Genomic DNA, 16,797 nt, shown 5'->3' on the forward strand with positions numbered 1-16,797 from the left:
TGCTTCGACGCGCCCCGGCATGGCCATCGTGCAATGCCGGGGCGATGTCAGGTCGGGCATCGCCCGATCGACGTTGTCAAAACGACGGCAACCCCGGCGGATTGGTCTCCGCACGTGCAATCGCTTCACTCTGCAAACCCCAGCGCGCGAGCGCCTGCCCGTAACGGCCGTTGCCGATCAGCGCGTTCGTCGCGAGCGTCAGCGCGGGCGCGAGCCCGCTGCCGCGTCGCGTCGCGATCGCCACGTCGGCGTTGGCCGGCCAGCCCGCATTGACGACGCCGACGCGGCGGATCTTGCCCGTGCGCGCGGCCTCGTACGCGAGCGACGCGTTCGGGTTCAGCTCCGCATCGGCGCGACCCGACAGCAGCGCGACGCGCGCCGCCGCATCGTCGTCGAAATAGAGCAGCTCGGCCGGCTTCAGCCCCTGCGCCACGTTGCGCTTGTTCCACTCGAGCAGGATGCGCTCCTGGCTCGTCCCCGCGCCGGTGATGATGCGCAGGCCGGCGATATCCCGCGGCTCGGCGAGCTTCGCGATCGGGCTGCCGGTGCGCACGTAGAAGCCGTGCAGCCCGAGCCGGTAGGTCGTGAAATCGTATTTCTCCTTGCGCTTCTCGGTCACGCCGACGTTCGAGATCACCGCGTCGTACTTGCCGGACGTGAGCCCGAGCGGCCAGTCGGCCCACGCGATCGGCAGCAGCACGAGCGTGCGGCCGAGTGCGTCGGCGACGAGCTGCGCATAGTCGGGATCGGCGCCGACCACGGTGCGCGCGTCGGTCGCGTAGGTCGATACGGGCGGCGCGTGCGGTGAAATCGCGACCGTGAACGCACCGTCGCGTACCCAGCGGTAGCCGGCTGCCGCACGGATCGCCGCGTCGTCGGGTTGCGCGCGCGGGCGGCCGGCCTGGCGCGGATCGAGGTCGGCGGTCGCGGTGGCTGCGTGCACCGCATGCCATGGAAGGCTGCCCGCTGCCGCGATCAGCGCGGCGGTCATGAACTGGCGTCGGTCGGTCATCGTGCGGCCTCTCGCAGGTTGGTAGCCGTGCGCATCACAGCACCCGCGACAGGAACGCACGCGTGCGCGGATGCGATGGCGCGTCGAGCACGACGGCCGGCGGCCCGGCTTCGACGATGCGTCCGCGCTCCATGAACAGCACGTTGTCCGCGACTTCGCGCGCGAAGCCGATCTCGTGCGTGACGATCACGAGCGTCGTGCCCGAGCGCGCGAGTTCCTTGATCACGTCGAGCACCTCGTTGACGAGCTCGGGATCGAGCGCCGACGTCGGCTCGTCGAACAGCAGCACCTTCGGGCGCAGTGCGAGCGCCCGCGCGATCGCGACGCGCTGCTGCTGGCCGCCGGACAACTGGCGCGGATACGCATCGGCCTTGTCCGCGAGGCCGACGCGCGCGAGCAGCGTGCGGGCGATGCGTTCGGCGGCGTCGCGCGTGATGCCGCCGACGACGACCGGCGCTTCGACGAGGTTCTCGAGCACGGTCAGGTGCGGGAACAGGTTGAAGTTCTGGAACACCATCCCGACGGCCGTGCGCCGCGTCAGCACGTCGCGCTCCTTCAGCTCGTAGAGCACGTCGCCGTCGCGGCGATAGCCGATCAGTTCGCCGTCGATGTCGATGTAGCCGTCGTCGACGCGTTCGAGATGGTTGATCGTGCGCAGCAGCGTCGACTTGCCCGAGCCCGACGGCCCGACGATCGCGGTCACGCTGCCGCGCGGCGCGACGAACGACACGTTGTCGAGCACGCGCTGCATGCCGAACTGCTTCGACACGCCATGCACGGCCACTTCGCCGCCGGCGCGCGGTGCGACGGCGGTCGCCGCGTCGCCATCGCCGTGAGCCTGCGCGACCGAGGCCGCGCGACGGGACGTGACACGCCGCCACAGCCCGCCGATACGCGCAAGCGCGAACGTGATGACGGACGGCGGCGGATTGCGCAGCGCCCCGCGCGCATAGTGCCGCTCGACCTGCACCTGGATGGCCGACAGCACGGTCAGGATGATCAGGTACCAGACGGTGGCGACCATCAGCAGCGGAATCACTTCGAGATTGCGGCGATAGATCACCTGCACCGTATAGAACAGCTCGGGCATCGCGAGCACGTACACCATCGACGTGCCTTTTGCGAGCGAGATCAGGTCGTTGAACGCGGTGGGCAGGATCGCGCGCATCGCCTGCGGCAGCACGATTCGCGTGGTCTGGCGGCCGCGCGGCAGCCCGAGTGCGGCGGCTGCTTCGAGCTGGCCCTGGTCGACCGCGAGAATACCGCCGCGAATCACCTCCGCGGAAAACGCCGCGTGGTTCAGCGTGAGGCCGAGCACGGCCGCGAGGAACGGGCTGATCAGGTCGGTCGTCGGCGTGTCGAACCAGACGATGTCCGTGAAGGGCACGCCGAGCCGCACGTGCTCGTACAGGTAGCCGAGGTTGTTCAGGATCAGCAGCAGCACGATCAGCGGAATCGAGCGGAACAGCCACACGAAGGCCCACGCGCTCGCCGACAGCAGCCGCGAACGCGACAGCCGGGCCAGCGCGACGAACGCGCCGAGCACGAGGCCGAACACCGCGCCGAGCAGCGTCAGCACCAGCGTGCGCGCGAGCCCCGACAGCACCGGCGGCGACAGGAACCATTCGGCGAACACCGGCCAGCCCCATTGCGGGTTGCCGAGAATCGAGTGCAGGACGATCGCGATCAGCGCGATGGCGAGCACGGTGCCGGCCGTGCGCGACCGGTGGCGCGCGGGCACGATCCGGAAACGCGTGCCGGCGTCGCGCGCGCCAGGGGGAGAGAGCGGCGGCAGCGCGCCGCCGAGGTGGGTCGTGTCGCTCATGTCGGTGGAAATCCTCGAATCGGTCGGTCGGGCGGGCGCCGCGCACGGGCGGCGCGGCGGCGGGTGTCAGGCGTGCGCTTCGGCGGCCGTTTCGTGCGGCGCGCCAGGCGCCGCGTAGCGGCTGGCCTTGCGCGGCAGCCCGAGGTGGTCGCGCAGCGTCGCACCGGGCAGGTCGCGGCTGTAGCGCCCGCGCGCCTCGAGCACCGGAATCACGAGCTCGATGAAATCCTCGACGCCCTGCGCCTGCACCGCGAAGCCGAGGATGAAACCGTCGCCGGCGCCGGCGTCGTGCCAGCGGATCAGCTCGTCGGCGACGTGCTCGGCCGTGCCGATGAAGTTCGGGCGCGGCGTGGCGACCGCGAGCGCCGTCTCGCGCAGCGACAGGCCTTTCTGTTTCGCTTCGGCCTTGATCCGGTCGGTGGTTGATCGGAAGCTGTTGCGGCCGAGCTCGCCGAGTTCCGGGAACGGCGCATCGAGCGCGTACTGCGTGAAATCGTGGTGATCGAAATAGCGGCCGAGATACGCGAGGGCCTCGTCGATCGTCAGCAGGTTGCGGATCGCCTGGTATTTGTCCTCGGCCTCGGCCGCCGTGCGGCCGACGATCGGCCCGATGCCGGGGAAGATCTTCACGTCGCTGCCTTGCCGGCCGTGCTCGATCGCGCTCTGCTTCACGCGCCGCGTGAACGCGGCCGTTTCGTCGAGCGACGGCGAATGCGTGAACACCGCATCCGCATACTTGCCCGCGAGCGCGACGCCGGTGTCCGACGAACCGGCCTGGAAGATCACCGGCTGCCCCTGCGGCGAGCGCTGGATGTTGAGCGGCCCCGCGACCTGGAAGAAGCGGCCGTGGTGGTCGAGCGTGTGGAGCTTGTCGCGGTCGAAGAAGCGGCCGGTCGCGCGGTCGCGCACGAAGGCGTCGTCGTCCCAGCTGTCCCACAAGCCCTGCACGACGTCGAGGTATTCGTCGGCGATCTCGTAGCGCAGTTCATGATCGGGATGCGCCTTGCCGAAATTCTTCGCGGTGCCTTCGAGCGGTGTCGTCACGACGTTCCAGCCCGCGCGCCCGCCGCTGATCGCATCGAGCGACGCGAGCTGGCGCGCGACCGTGAACGGCTCGCTGTACGACGTCGAGATCGTGCCCGCGAGCCCGATCTTGTTCGTCGCGACCGCGAGCGCCGACAGCACGGTCAGCGGCTCGAAGCGGTTCAGGAAGTGCGGGATCGACTTCTCGTTGATGTAGAGGCCGTCCGCGACGAACGCGAACGCGATGCCGGCGGCTTCCGCCTTGCGCGCGATGCCGATCGCGAAATCGAGGTTGATGCTCGCGTCCGGCGGGTTGCTCGGGTGCCGCCATGCATTCATGTGGCTGCCTGCGCCTTGCAGCATCAGGCCGAAGGGAATCGATCGTCGGGTCGTCATGGGAGCGTCACATGTTCTGGTCAGGGGAGAGGGAGCGGTCGGCCGCGAGGGCCGTCTGCACCGGCGTGGCCGACAGCGCGCCGCCGAGCCATTCGACCGATGCGAGCCGCGCCGCGTAGTCGGTCACCGGCGAATCGATCACGAACGCATCGACGTCGAGCCGCCGGCTCAGTGCATCGAGCGCGCGGTGGATGCGCTCGGGCGTATCGGCCAGCACCGTCGGGCGCAACTCGTCGATCCGGTAGTCGGACGCGCCGCTCTGCCGCGCGAATTCGGCGGCCGCCTGCGCACTGGCGAGATTGAAGCTCTGGCCGCCCGCGAACTGCAGCTTGAAGATCTTCAGCGGCCCGATCAGCTGCTCGGCCGCGTCGCGCGTCGGCGCGGCCACCGCGTACAGCGCGACCAGCGGCCGGGTGCCGCCCGCGCTGCGGTACGCGTCCAGCGAGCGTTCGAGGTTCGCGTCGTCGCCGTTGAAATGCCCCGCGTAGCAGAAGCGCCAGCCGTTGCGCGCGGCGAGCGCGCCGCTGTCCGGCGAGCCGCCGAGCAGGATGCGTTCGGGCGCCTGCGGCGGCACGGGCAGCGCGACGGCACCGGCGAGCGCATGATCCTCGGCGACGCCCCAGCCGAGAAACGCGTCGAGCTCCGCGAGCTGGCCCGCGAAGTCCGGCTTGCGCGCCTTGTCGTGAAACCACTGCAGCGCGCGCGTGGTCAGCGGCAACCCGCCGGGCGCCTTGCCGATGCCGAGATCGACGCGGCCCGGCGCGAGCGCGGCCAGCACCTTGAAGGTTTCGGCGACCTTGAACGGGCTGTAGTGCTGCAGCATCACGCCGCCCGAACCGACGCGGATGCGCGACGTGTGCGCGAGCAGGTGCGCGACGACGATCTCCGGCGCCGAGCTCGCGAAGGCCGGCGTGCCGTGATGTTCGGCCACCCAGAAGCGCTCGTAGCCGAGCTGTTCGGCGCGTTGCGCGAGCGTCGTGGTGAAGCGCAGCGCGTCGGCGGCGTTCGCGCCGTCGGCGATCGGACTCTTGTCCAGCAACGAAAGCGAATAAGACATGGTGAGCGGCGTTCCTGCGTGAGCGTGGCGTGGGCGTGAAGGGACGGCGAGCGTGCGCGGCGTTCAGCTCTTCGGCAGCCCCGGCGGATTCGTGCGCGACTGGTCGATCGCTTCCGATGCGAGGTTCCAGCGGTCGAGCACCTGCTGGTAGCGGCCGTTCTTGATCAGCCCGTTCAGCGCGACGGTGAGCGGATCGGCGAGCCCGCTGCCGCGACGTGTCGCGATCGCGATGTCGGCGGTACGCGGCCAACCGCCGCTGATCGCGCCGACGAGGCGCGTCTTGCCTTGCTGCGCGCTCTGGTACGCGAGCACCGAGTTCACGCTGAACACCGCATCGGCGCGGCCCGACTGCACGGCGACGATGCGCATCGCCTGGTCGTCGTAATACTGGATCTGCACGGGTTTCAGCCCGTGCGCGACGTTCTCGCGATCCCACGCGAGCAGGATTTTTTCCTGGTTGGTGCCGGCGTCGGTCACGATGCGCAGCCCCGCGACGTCCTTCGGCTCGCGGATCGCCTGGATCTTGCTGTCGTTGCGCACGTAGAAGCCGACCTGGTCCTTGCGATAGGTCGAGAAATCGAACTTCTGCTTGCGCTCCTCGGTGACGGTGACGTTGGAGATCACCGCGTCGACTTTCCCGGATTCGAGCGCGAGCGGCCAGTCGGCCCACGCGAGCGCGACGATCTTCAGCTTGCGGCCGAGGCTGTCGGACACGAGCTGGCCGACGTCGGCGTCGAAGCCGATCACCGTGCGCGCGTCGGTCGCATACGAGCTGATCGGCGGCAGGCTCGGCGCAACGCCGATCGTCAGCGTGCCGGGTTCGGCGAACTTGAACGACGCGGGCACCGCGCGCTCGACGGCTGCATCGGCCACGCCGCGCGGGCGGCCGCGCTGCTCGGGGCTCAGGTCGAACGTGGCGGCGGCTGCGGCTGCGGCGAATGCGGTCAGGCCGATCAGCGCGGCGGCCAGCGTGCGCGCGGCACGGGAGGAAAGCGGTACGGCTCGTTGCATGAAAGCGTCCTGAAGTGGCAAGCGGAAATCGGAGGGAAGCGGGACCGTCGCGGTCAGCGCGACAGCACCGGTTCGGGCACGGGCGCCCACAGGTCGGCCAGCGTCGACGTGCGCGACGGATCGGCGAGATCCTTGCCGAACCGCAGGTGGAAATACGCTTCGGGGTCGATCGACGAATCGAACAGCCGCGTGTAGCCGGTGCGGTCGTACAGCGCCCATGCTTCGGGCTGGCGGAAACCGGTGGTCAGGTAGATGCGGCGATAGCCTTGCTGCGCGGCACGCAGTTCGAGCGCCTCGACGATGACGCGGGCGAGGCCCTGGCGGCGCAGGTCCGAGCGGGTCCAGATCCGTTTGAGCTCGGCGGTCTGCGCGTCGTAGCGCTTGAACGCGCCGCCGCCGATCGTTTCGCCGTCGCGCAGCAGCAGCACGAACGCGCCTTCGGGCGGCGCGAACACTTCGGCCGGGTAGCGTGCGAGTTCTTCGCGGGCGGACGCTTGGCTGTCGGGCCGATACGCGTGGTAACGGGTCGAATACTCGTCGATCAACGCGTCGATCAGCGGTTGCGCGCGGACGTCGAGCGGCGTCGTGTCGATGATGCGGTCGGTTGTGGCCATGGGCATCGCGAAGGGCGCGCGATGCGGACGTTCCTGGCGGGGTGCGGGCACGCGGCCCGTCCGGTCTGTTCCGTTATCGCGGCGCGGTTGTCGTGATGGCGGCGGCCGGTGCGTATCCTGCCGGGATGCGGATGGCGGGCCGCCGCCGTTTTGAACACGTTAGCGGCGCGGCCGGCAAAGGCGAACGAAGCAATTTCGATAAGGATTTCGCGACGGACGTCAGAAGGCTTGCAGCGGGAATGGGGTGGGGTGTGGCGGGGGGAGTGCGCATGCGTCGAAGCCGGTGCTTGACGCATGCGCGGTGACGACAGGCGAGCGCTTATGCCGCTCGCACTTCGGCGAGCAGATCGGGGTGACGATCCAGCAGCTTCAGCAATTTCACGAGGGCAAGCGGCGGATTCGTCTTGCCCGTTTCGTAACGGGAGAAGGCGTTGACGCCGCCGCCGAAGAGTTCGGCCGCCTCGCGCTGATCCAGCTTCAGCTTCTTGCGCACCTTCGCGATGTACTTCGGGTCGACGAGGGTGGCGTTCACCTGCTTGTTGAATTCGGTGATCGCTTCGCCGAGACGGGTGGCCTCGTCGAGATCCAGCACCGACTCCCCGCAGGCCGGGCAGAAATCGCCGGTGATATCGCGAACGACAGTCGACCGGCCCTTGTAGGTATAGGGGATGTCTCGCGTGTCGCGGACCAGCTTGGCGGCACCGCAGGCAGGGCACTTCATGTTCAACGCTCCTTGAAAGACACGATCAGCACATCGTCGATCACCGTCAGTTTCAGGTACACGTCGCCGCGCACCGTGAAAGATCGGTGTCCTGCCGGATCGTGTGGTCGGCGTACGTCGTCATGCTCTTGTGGAAGTCGAGATCGGTCAGCGACAGCACGACACCGAGCGCCTCCCGTTCCGTGAAACCCAATAGCCGGGCGCCGAGTACCGCGCTCGCCGTTAGCCGGACCTGGCCGGTTTCGACGAGCGCTTTCACGCGCAGCAGCTTGCAATGAGGCGTTCTCTTTTCCATCTGCGATCATAACCAAGTAAGTTAATTTGTCAAGTTGGTTAATGACGAACGCATGCCGTCCGCCATGACTGGCAGACAGCAAGGAAAGGAGAGAGGTCCGGATTTAGGCCGTCTGGCCGATGCTCGGCGGCGCCGACAACTCCGCCAGCTGGAACAGGCAATCGCCGCGCTGCACCTGCGCGGGCACGCGCTTGCACACCACTTCGCCGTCACCCTTGAAGCGGTGCAGCACCGGCTCGCGCAGCGGCGTATCGGGGAAATGCACCCACGCGGCCGGCTGCCCGGCCTTCACCTGGTCGCCGAGTTCGACGAGCGGCTCGACCAGCCCGCGCTCGTACGCGTAGACGAAGTGGCGCTCGCCGTCGACCCGCATGAAGCGCGTGACGGTGGGCGGCGCATCGGGCACGAGCGCGCCGTGCAGCAGCCCGATATGGCCGAGGTAGTGCAGCAGCCCGTGGCGGCCCATGCGGATCAGCGACGGATCGGCCATGCCCGCGCCACCCAGTTCGGTCACGATCGAGATCGCGCCCTGGCGGCGCGCGGCCGACGCCGAATGCACGGGATTCGGCGCGTGCAGCAACGCATTGTGCAGCCCGAACGCGACCAGCAGCCCGTTGAGCTTCGCGGCTTCGTCGGCGTCGAGCGGATCGATCGCGAGCATGTTGCCGCCCTGGTACAGCAGCGAGCTGCCGCCCGAGTGCAGGTCGACCAGATACTGCGCGCGCGACAGCAGCGCGTGCTCGATGTAGTGGGCGATCATCTGCGTCGGCGTGCCGGTCGGATCGCCGGGAAAGCTGCGGTTCAGGTTGCCTCCGTCGAGCGGCGACACGCGCAGGCCGGCATCCGCCGCCGGGAAATTCGCCATCGGCAGCAGGATCAGCTGGCCGCTGACCATCTCGGGCTCGATCTCGCGCATCAGTTGCGACACGATGATCTGGCCTTCGTACTCATCGCCGTGATTGCCGGCCATCACGAGCGCGACCGGGCCGTCGCCGTTGCGGATCGACACGATCGGGATCGGCAGCCAGCCGTACGCCGAGCGGTGGACGGAATGCGGCAGCCGCAGGTAGCCCGCGTGCTTGCCGGGTGCGTCGAGATCGATTTCGCAGTGGATGGGATTGCGGTGCGAGGAAGAAGAGGCGGTCATGGCGGCATCGTTCGATGAACGGAATTCGCCATCTTATCGGGAAACGACTGCCGCGCGCCGTGCCCGATGCGCGCAACGCCGAACGCCATCAATCGGCACACGCATGGATCTTGGGTACGGCCAGTTGCACGGCAGCCGATACGCGAGACCCCGTGCGATGTTGCAGCGATGAACGCATGCCGGCCGGTCGGCCGGCTGCATTCGGCGGGATGTTTCGCGCCGCCCCTTGCCGCGACAGGGCCGGCGCGTGCGGCCGCCTTACCGGCCCGATGTTTCGGCTTCGAGACGGCCTTCTTCCCACAGCGCCCAGAAACGGCTGCCGGCGCGATACGGATTCCCGCGGCGTGCGCCGTGATCGGCGATGCCCTGGCGAAATGCGCCGTACAGCGTCAGCGGCGGATTGTCGACGCATCGGGCCTCGCGTGCGGCCGGCATGCGGCGTTCGGACACGAGCCGGCGGATCAGCGATTCGCCGTCGATCACGTCCAGTGCGTCGACGGTTTCGCTGCGGCTGAGGACTTCGACGGTATTCATGTTGGGTCTCCCTGACAACCTGTTTCCCTGACAGGGAGCAATAAGAGTGCCAGGTTCGAAAAGCCTGGCTTTGCCTCGATCGTGCCGGCTTCTGCAGCCAACGTGACGGGTGGCGGGCGGCGATGTTACGGAACACGTCACGTGACACGCGAACGCGCGACGTCACGTGCGGCCACGCAAAGCGTTTCGGAATTGAATCGTCGGAAGGAGACGGAGACGGAGGCGGGGGAAGGCGGGTGTGTGCCGCCGGGTCAACTCGCGGTCACCGGCGTGACCCGGCTGCTGCCGCTCGAATAGAAGCGGTAGATGCCCTTGCCGGCGGACTTCGCTTCGTACAGCGCGCTGTCGGCCTGCCGGATCAGCTCGTCGGGGGAGCCGTGCCCGTCGTCGAGCGCGATGCCGATGCTGATCCCGAGGCTCACCGTCTCGCCGATCGACAGCGTGTACGGCGCCGAGATCTGCCGGATGATGCGCGCGGCGAGGAGCGAGCACGTGTGCATCGTCGTGTCGTCGATCGCGACGACGAATTCGTCGCCGCCGATGCGGGCCGCCAGTTCGCCGGACGACAGCGTCTTGCCGAGCCGCACGGCGACCTGCGTGAGCACGTCGTCGCCGGCCTGGTGGCCGAACCGGTCGTTGATCGCCTTGAAGCCGTCGAGGTCGAGATACATGACGGCGAGCACGGGCCCTGGCGCGCGCGGCCGGCGCGCGAGCATCCGCTTGAGCTCGGCATGCAGTTCATGACGGTTCGGCAAGCCCGTCAGCGCATCGTGCCGCGCGAGATGCCGGATGTGCTGCTCCGTCCGGCGGCGCGCGGTCACATCCTCGACGATGATCACCGCGTTGCCGTCGGGCACGCGGTGGCGCGTCAGTTCGAGCTGGCGTCCGTCGGCGAGCACGACGTCGAGCGGCGCGGGTTCGTCGCAGCCCAGCCAGAGTTCGCACTGCGCGGCGAGACCGGCGCCGCCGGGATCGGTCGCGTCGTTCGCGCCGAGCGCCGCGACGACGGCGGGCAACGGCGTATCGAGCATGATCTCGCGCGGCGAGCCGAACAGTTGCGCGGTGCGTCGGTTCGCGACGATCACGCGGCGCTCGCCGTCGATCATGCACAGGCCGTGCGGCATGTAGGTGAGCGCGGCGTCGAAGCGCGCGACGAGTTCGGCGTTGCGCTGGCGCGCGGCGATCAGCGCGACGAGCACGCGATAGTGACGCTGGACGACCGTGCGCATCGCGGCGAGATAGATCGCGAGCGGCGGCAGCAGCAGCCACGCGCCCGACCGGTGGGCCAGCAGCGCACCGACGCCGATCGGCAGCACGCCGAGCGTGACCTGCATCATCGCGAGCCGCGGCAGCGCCGAATTGCGCGACGCGATTCCGCCGAACACGCCGCCCGCGACCATCACCGACAGCGTGCCGAGCTCGACGTCGACGGCCTGCACGCAGCCCATCACGCCGAGGCCGAGCACGAAGCACGCGACGAGCGACACGGGTGCATAGCGCAACGCCCAGTATTCGGCGCGGTCGGCGCCGGCGTTGCGTTGAACGGTGTACGCGCGCGCGATCGAGAGCCGCGCGATGAGGAGGCCGACGTCGGCGATCAGCCACGCGAGGCACCACAGCTGCTGCAGCCGGATCAGCGCGACGGCCGCGACGAAGCCGCTCGCGAGCCCGGAGAGCGCCATCGGTCGGACGTCTTCGAACAGCGTAACGAGCATCGACGGGCGCAGCGCGGCCGTCACACGGTGGTTGCCGGAGGGGGGAGTGGCGAGAACGGAGTGCAGGAGAGATGCCCTGACTGCCATGGTTTTTAACCTCGACACGATGTCGCGATGGCTGGCGGCGCCCGCACGGCACATGGCGGGCGCCCGGCCAGGCCGGATGCGCACGACATTACCATGAAACACGGGCGGCACCGCTAGCTGCGCAGGCCATTAGTCGTTAACCCCGCCCGCGAATGGCTTGCGCATTCGTGGGCGCCGGGGGCAGCATCGTGGCGAACGGAACGCGGCTCGGCGACCGGCAGGAGACCGGTCACCGTACACAGCGCGCGCACCTGCCGGGCTCGGTCGACACGATCGAAACTGCCGTAGCCGGGCACGCGACGCGGTCGGATCAACCCCCGCGACCGGCTGCCGCAGCCCGGCTGAATACCGTTATAAGAAATTCAATAAGTATTTCATGCGGGAAATACTATAGGCGATATATCTAAAACAATGCCAGAATGCGCGCCGCTCCGAACGTCGCGACACCCGATCGCCGTCCGAGCCGCATCAGGAGGTTCCCCCCAAATGAAAAACCACGGCCTGTCACGGCGGGGTTTTCTGAAAGCCAGCGTGCTGGCGGGTGTCGCGGTGTATGTCGCGCCCCTGGGCAGCCGCGCATTCGCGGCGCTCTTCGAAGAAAAACTCCTCACCCCCGTCAAATGGGATAGCGTCACGGGCATCCCCCAATTCCGCATCGACGGCATCGCGAAGGTCACCGGCTCGAAAGTGTTCGCCCGTGACGTGCGCGCCGCCGACATGCCGCACTGGCCGCAGCAGCAGTCGCATGCGCTGATCCTGCGCGTCACGCAGGCCGACCGAATCTACGAAGGCTTCGACCTGTCGCTGCTCGGCGACGACCTGAAGCCGGACCGCGTGGTCACGGCCGACGATCTCGTGCGCGACGGCGTCGCGTTCCCGGCGTTCTACGGCGACGACATGCTGCTGCCGGCCGGCAAGACGCCCGCGTATCTCGGCCATGCGGTCGCGATCCTCATCTATCACGACTTCGCGCGCTTCCGCTTCGCGAAGAACGCGCTCAAGTTCCGCGACGACGTGATCCGCTACGGCGCGGTCACGGGCCCGCTCGAGCGCGATCCGTGGGGCACCTTCCGCTACGTGCGCGTGGGCGGCAAGACGGCCTACGACGACGACGTCTATTCGAGCCTGAAGGACGCGCCGATCTTCCCGAGCATGATGCGCAAGCACCTGCCGGTGTGGCCGGACGGCAAGGAGCACGGCAAGCTCGACGAGCAGGGCATGTTCCTCGCCGGGCAGATCGCCAGCGAACTCGACCATCCGTCGGCCGACTGGCTCGTGTTCGACCGCGAGTACAACACGCAGTCGGTCGACACGTCCGCGCTCGAACCGGACAACGCGAACTGCTGGTACGACACCGCGACGCAGTCGCTGCACCTCGTCGTGCCGACCCAGTCGCCGCTCGAAGTGGCGGAGAACGCAGCCGCGATGGTCGCGAAGTGCCGCTTCCCGGTAAAGAAGCTGTTCGTGCATCCGTGCTACACGGTCGGCTACGGCTCCAAGGATCACTTCAACGTGCCGTTCTACGGCCTCGTCTGCGCGCTGTACGCGGACGGCCGCCCGGTGCGTTTCGCGAACGACCGCTACGAGCAGTTCCAGACGTCGCTGAAGCGTCACGCGTTCAAGATGCATTACCGGATCGCGGTGGACCGCAACACGGGCCTGCTGCAGTCGTTCAAGGGCGACTTCGAGGCGAACGGCGGCGGGCGCTCGAACTTCTCGCCGTCGGTGGCGATGGTGGGGGCGACGGCTGCCCAATCGATCTATTACTTCCCGAAGAGCGACCTGGCCGCGGTCGCGATTGCGTCGCGCGCGATCGATGCCGGTTCCGCGCGTGGCTACGGCACGCTGCAGAGCATGGCGGCGACCGAGATGGCGGTCGACGAGATCGCCGCGCAGCTGAACATCGACCCGATCGAGTTCCGCCTGCGCAACGCGCTGCGCTCGGGGATGAAGAACACGCAAGGGGCGATTCCCGCCGGCGCGCTGCGCGTGGACGAGGTGCTCGAGCGCTCGAGGCAGCATCCGCTATGGACGCGCCGCGCCGCGCGCAAGGCCGAATACGAGGCTGCGAACCCGGGCAAGCGCTACGGCGTCGGCTTCGCGTGCGTGCAGAAGGATTTCGGCACGGGCGCGGAAGCGTCGTTCGCGAAGGTCGAATTCGACGAGAACGGCAAGGTGTCGCTGCAGCACACGGCGGCCGAGATCGGCACCGGGATGTCGACGTCGCAGGCCGTCGCGGTCGCGAAATGGCTGGGCCGTCCGGCCACGGACGTGCGCGTGGCCGTGACCGAATGGCCGGACCTGCCGGTCGAGACCAGCGGCGATCCGTACCTCATGTCGCAGGCCGACCAGGATCGCCTGAGCGCGAACCCGCGCTGGTCGCCGAGCTATGCGTCGCCGTCGAGCGCGACGAACTCCGCGTACTACTTCACGCACAGCACGCGCGAAGCCGCGCGCGCGGTGTTCCGCTACGGCCTGTGGCCGGCCGCAATGTCGATCTGGACGCGCGGCCTCGGCGGCGGCCAGGCCGCGCCGTACACGATCCGCATCGAGGACGCGCGCTGGGTCGACGGCAAGCTGACCGCCGACGGGCTCGAGCCGCTGTCGTTCGAGCAGCTCGCGAAGCAGGCCCATGCGCTCGGCCTGCCGACCGGCGCCGTCGTGCACGTGTTCAACCGCTGGCAGTGGACCGACGCCGAGTTCGAAGTGGGCGGCACGGTCGAGCGCCTGCCGATCGACGGGCTGTCGCTGCGTGTCGGCGCGCCGAAGACGGGCGACAACGGCCCGGTGCCCGGCACCGCCGCACCGGCCGGCGCGACCACGATGCGCGGCACGCTGGCGCCGACCGCGAACGGCTACCGCGTGCTGGACCGCAAGCGCGTGTTCATCCCGCCGACGAGCCGCAACAACGCGGCCGTCACGTACTACACGGCAGTCGGCACGCTGGTCGAGCTGGCCGTGCACGAAGCGACCGGCAAGGTCGAGCTGCTCACGCATCACTCGATCATGGAATGCGGCAACCAGATTTCGCCGCAGCTCGTGTCGGGCCAGTTGCAGGGCGGTCTCGCGATGGGGATCGGCCACGCGTTGCACGAGTACCTGCCGCTCTATGAAGACGGCCCCGGCAACGGCACGTGGAACTTCAACCGTTACCAGCTGCCGCGCGCATCCGACGTTGCCGTCTGGACGCAGACGGGCGACGTGCTGCCGCCGCTGTCCGAGACCGATCCGCCGAAGGGCGTCGCCGAAGTGGTGATGATTCCTGTCGTCGGCGCGATCGTGAACGGCATCGCGCACGCGATCGGCCATCGTTTCACCGACCTGCCGGTGACCCCGCAAAAGATTCAGGAGGTGCTCGCATGACGACCGCCCAAACCGCGGCTTCGGCCGCGAGCGCCAGCGCCGCTGCGACCGGCGCTTCCGCGCCGAGCGCGGCTTCGGCCGCACCGGCATCGGCACAGGCCGCGGCCGTGCCGGCTTCGGCCCCGGCCGCCGTCGAGCGTCCGCTCGTCCGGTTCCAGTCGAAGCCGCTGTCGATCAATATCAACGGCAAGTCCGTCGGCCCGATGCAGGTGCCGGAAGGGCTGATGATGATCGAGTTCCTGCACGAATACGCGGGCCTCACCGGTTCGCGGCTCGGCTGCGGGCAGGGCATCTGCCACGCGTGCGTCGTGATCGTCGACAAGCCGGACGGCACGAGCGAGGAAATGCGCACCTGCATCACCGGCGCGCACTTCTTCCACGGCCGCTCGATCCGCACGATCGAAGGCCACGCGAAGCGCAACGAAGCGGGCGAAGTGGTCGAGCTGTCGCCGATCCAGCAGAAGTTCCTCGAGCACTTCAGCTTCCAGTGCGGCTACTGCACGCCGGGCTTCGTCAACGCGGCGACCGTGCTGATCGAACGCCTGAAGCGCGAGCCGGTCGCGAAGGCCGACGTCGAGCGCACGATCACCGAGGCGCTCGATGCGCACCTCTGCCGCTGCACGGGCTATGTCCGCTACTACGAAGCCGTCAAGGACGTGGTGCTGACGACGCCGGGACTCGTGAAGGACGCCGCATGAAACGCACATTCGCTCATCGTGTCGCGCGGGCTGCGGGCTTGCCCGCGCTCGCGGCCGCCTGCGCGCTGCTGCTCGCCGCGTGCGGCGGCCATGACGCGCCGGCCTCGAACGCGGCTTCCGGCGCACCGGGTGCCGATCCGATCGCGCGCGGCCGCTACCTCGTCAAGGCCGCCGACTGCGCGGCGTGCCACACCGCGAAGGACGGCGCGCCGTTCGCCGGCGGCGCGCCGCTCGAATCGCCGTTCGGCACGTTCTACGGTTCGAACATCACGCCCGACAAGGATCACGGGATCGGCAGCTGGAGCGCGGACGATTTCTACGCCGCGCTGCATGACGGCAAGGCGCCGGGCAAGCGCCTGTATCCGTCGATGCCGTACACGTCGTACCGTCAGCTCACGCGCGCCGATTCCGACGCGATGTACGCGTACCTGAAGACCGTCAAGCCGGTCGCACTGGAAAACCGCGAGCACGCGCTGAAGTTCCCGTACAACCTGCGTTTCGGGATGGTCTTCTGGGACATGGTGTTCCTGAAGGACAGCCTGCCCGATGCGTCGACCGGCCAGTCCGCCGACTGGCAGCGCGGCCGCTATCTGGCGGGTGCGCTCGGCCATTGCGCGGAATGCCATACGCCGCGCGCGTTCACGGGCCAGCTCGACAGCGCGAAGCCGTTCGCCGGCGCCGCGCTCGGCCGCGTGGCCGCGCCCGACATCACGCCGGCCGGCCTCGCCGCGCGCGGCTGGACGGGCGCCGACCTGCAGACGTTCTTCGGCGTCGGCATCGCGCCGCAAGGCTCGGCGTTCGGCGAAATGTACCCGGTCGTACACCTGAGCACGCAGACCATGACGAAGGACGACCTGCGCGCGCTGTCCGTGTACCTGCTGGGCGATACGCCGCCCGCGCCGCAACCGGTGAAGCCGGTATCGGCCGACGCCGCGCAGCTTGCGGCAGGCCGCTCGGTGTATCTCGCGGTCTGCGCGGGCTGTCACGGTTTCAACGGTGAAGGCAAGCCGCACGTGGCGGTGCCGATGAACGGCAATTCGACGGTGCGCCAGGGCGACCCGCGCAACCTGCTGGTCGCGATGCTCGACGGCATCGGCGAGCAGAAGTTTGCCGGGTTCGAGAACCTGCAGCCGATGCCCGGTTTCGCGCACACGCTGAGCGACGACGAACTCGCGCAGCTCGCGAACTACCTGCGTGCGACGTGGGGCGGCCAGCCCGCGAGCGTCACGCCGGCCGACGTGAAGGCCATGCGTTAAGTCGTGCCGCAGGGCGGCGCGTCGCGCGCGAGTCAGCCGGTTT

Annotated in this window: 14 protein-coding genes; 3 read left to right on the forward strand and 11 right to left on the reverse strand. The window is 68.8% G+C overall.

Annotation, left to right across the window (positions count from 1 at the left end; all coding sequences use genetic code 11):
* Window positions 1-76 precede the first annotated feature (76 nt).
* From CFB47_RS24785 to CFB47_RS24835, 11 genes are all read right to left on the reverse strand, one after another.
* On the reverse strand, window positions 77-1,012 hold the full coding sequence (locus CFB47_RS24785) for an ABC transporter substrate-binding protein (protein WP_089462599.1): 936 nt from the start codon (window positions 1,010-1,012) through the stop codon (window positions 77-79).
* 34 nt (window positions 1,013-1,046) lie between these two features.
* On the reverse strand, window positions 1,047-2,837 hold the full coding sequence (locus CFB47_RS42070) for an amino acid ABC transporter permease/ATP-binding protein (protein WP_089462600.1): 1,791 nt from the start codon (window positions 2,835-2,837) through the stop codon (window positions 1,047-1,049).
* Between the two features lie 66 nt (window positions 2,838-2,903).
* Window positions 2,904-4,256: an LLM class flavin-dependent oxidoreductase gene (locus CFB47_RS24795; protein WP_089462601.1), complete on the reverse strand. Its 1,353-nt coding sequence runs from the start codon at window positions 4,254-4,256 to the stop codon at window positions 2,904-2,906.
* 7 nt (window positions 4,257-4,263) lie between these two features.
* Entirely contained in the window at window positions 4,264-5,313 is a 1,050-nt protein-coding gene (locus CFB47_RS24800; RefSeq protein WP_089462602.1) for an LLM class flavin-dependent oxidoreductase, read from the reverse strand.
* A gap of 63 nt (window positions 5,314-5,376) precedes the next feature.
* On the reverse strand, window positions 5,377-6,324 hold the full coding sequence (locus CFB47_RS24805) for an ABC transporter substrate-binding protein (protein WP_071332567.1): 948 nt from the start codon (window positions 6,322-6,324) through the stop codon (window positions 5,377-5,379).
* 53 nt (window positions 6,325-6,377) lie between these two features.
* The gene (locus CFB47_RS24810) at window positions 6,378-6,938 is read right to left on the reverse strand and encodes a GNAT family N-acetyltransferase (protein ID WP_089442430.1); all 561 of its coding nucleotides are present in this window, start codon (window positions 6,936-6,938) and stop codon (window positions 6,378-6,380) included.
* A 319-nt stretch (window positions 6,939-7,257) separates the two neighbouring features.
* A complete protein-coding gene (locus tag CFB47_RS24815) occupies window positions 7,258-7,659 on the reverse strand; it encodes a type II TA system antitoxin MqsA family protein (RefSeq protein WP_089442431.1) in 402 nt (133 codons plus the stop codon).
* Window positions 7,660-7,711: 52 nt separating this feature from the next.
* Window positions 7,712-7,954, reverse strand: a complete 243-nt coding sequence (locus tag CFB47_RS24820; RefSeq protein WP_373453156.1) for a type II toxin-antitoxin system MqsR family toxin — start codon at window positions 7,952-7,954, stop codon at window positions 7,712-7,714.
* 103 nt (window positions 7,955-8,057) lie between these two features.
* Window positions 8,058-9,101: a succinylglutamate desuccinylase/aspartoacylase family protein gene (locus CFB47_RS24825; RefSeq protein WP_089462603.1), complete on the reverse strand. Its 1,044-nt coding sequence runs from the start codon at window positions 9,099-9,101 to the stop codon at window positions 8,058-8,060.
* Window positions 9,102-9,359: 258 nt separating this feature from the next.
* Window positions 9,360-9,635 carry a hypothetical protein gene (locus CFB47_RS24830; protein ID WP_089458264.1) on the reverse strand — a complete coding sequence of 92 codons (276 nt, stop codon included), beginning with the start codon at window positions 9,633-9,635 and terminating at the stop codon, window positions 9,360-9,362.
* A gap of 251 nt (window positions 9,636-9,886) precedes the next feature.
* A complete protein-coding gene (locus tag CFB47_RS24835; RefSeq protein WP_089462604.1) occupies window positions 9,887-11,437 on the reverse strand; it encodes a sensor domain-containing diguanylate cyclase in 1,551 nt (516 codons plus the stop codon).
* 486 nt (window positions 11,438-11,923) lie between these two features.
* Between CFB47_RS24835 and CFB47_RS24840 the strand changes: the two genes are divergently transcribed.
* From CFB47_RS24840 to CFB47_RS24850, 3 genes are read left to right on the forward strand one after another with little or no spacing between them, the layout of a single operon-like run.
* Entirely contained in the window at window positions 11,924-14,800 is a 2,877-nt protein-coding gene (locus CFB47_RS24840; RefSeq protein ID WP_089462605.1) for a xanthine dehydrogenase family protein molybdopterin-binding subunit, read from the forward strand.
* Complete coding sequence (locus CFB47_RS24845) at window positions 14,797-15,498, forward strand: (2Fe-2S)-binding protein (RefSeq protein WP_089458261.1); 702 nt, start codon at window positions 14,797-14,799, stop codon at window positions 15,496-15,498. The genes CFB47_RS24840 and CFB47_RS24845 overlap by 4 nt, the downstream gene beginning before the upstream one ends.
* Complete coding sequence (locus tag CFB47_RS24850; RefSeq protein ID WP_089462606.1) at window positions 15,495-16,754, forward strand: cytochrome c; 1,260 nt, start codon at window positions 15,495-15,497, stop codon at window positions 16,752-16,754. The genes CFB47_RS24845 and CFB47_RS24850 overlap by 4 nt, the downstream gene beginning before the upstream one ends.
* Window positions 16,755-16,797: the final 43 nt, after the last annotated feature.

It is taken from the genome of Burkholderia sp. AU27893 (assembly GCF_002223205.1).
Classification (GTDB): domain Bacteria; phylum Pseudomonadota; class Gammaproteobacteria; order Burkholderiales; family Burkholderiaceae; genus Burkholderia.

Bases quoted from the DNA above. Each gene is read 5' to 3' on its own strand.
- CFB47_RS24805 (WP_071332567.1), bottom strand. From the start codon at position 6,324: ATGCAACGAGCCGTACCGCTTTCCTCCCGTGCCGCGCGCACGCTGGCC.
- CFB47_RS42070 (WP_089462600.1), bottom strand. From the start codon at position 2,837: ATGAGCGACACGACCCACCTCGGCGGCGCGCTGCCGCCGCTCTCTCCC.
- CFB47_RS24850 (WP_089462606.1), top strand. From the start codon at position 15,495: ATGAAACGCACATTCGCTCATCGTGTCGCGCGGGCTGCGGGCTTGCCC.
- CFB47_RS24835 (WP_089462604.1), bottom strand. From the start codon at position 11,437: ATGGCAGTCAGGGCATCTCTCCTGCACTCCGTTCTCGCCACTCCCCCC.
- CFB47_RS24820 (WP_373453156.1), bottom strand. From the start codon at position 7,954: ATGGAAAAGAGAACGCCTCATTGCAAGCTGCTGCGCGTGAAAGCGCTC.
- CFB47_RS24785 (WP_089462599.1), bottom strand. From the start codon at position 1,012: ATGACCGACCGACGCCAGTTCATGACCGCCGCGCTGATCGCGGCAGCG.
- CFB47_RS24795 (WP_089462601.1), bottom strand. From the start codon at position 4,256: ATGACGACCCGACGATCGATTCCCTTCGGCCTGATGCTGCAAGGCGCA.
- CFB47_RS24830 (WP_089458264.1), bottom strand. From the start codon at position 9,635: ATGAATACCGTCGAAGTCCTCAGCCGCAGCGAAACCGTCGACGCACTG.
- CFB47_RS24800 (WP_089462602.1), bottom strand. From the start codon at position 5,313: ATGTCTTATTCGCTTTCGTTGCTGGACAAGAGTCCGATCGCCGACGGC.
- CFB47_RS24815 (WP_089442431.1), bottom strand. From the start codon at position 7,659: ATGAAGTGCCCTGCCTGCGGTGCCGCCAAGCTGGTCCGCGACACGCGA.
- CFB47_RS24840 (WP_089462605.1), top strand. From the start codon at position 11,924: ATGAAAAACCACGGCCTGTCACGGCGGGGTTTTCTGAAAGCCAGCGTG.
- CFB47_RS24810 (WP_089442430.1), bottom strand. From the start codon at position 6,938: ATGGCCACAACCGACCGCATCATCGACACGACGCCGCTCGACGTCCGC.
- CFB47_RS24845 (WP_089458261.1), top strand. From the start codon at position 14,797: ATGACGACCGCCCAAACCGCGGCTTCGGCCGCGAGCGCCAGCGCCGCT.
- CFB47_RS24825 (WP_089462603.1), bottom strand. From the start codon at position 9,101: ATGACCGCCTCTTCTTCCTCGCACCGCAATCCCATCCACTGCGAAATC.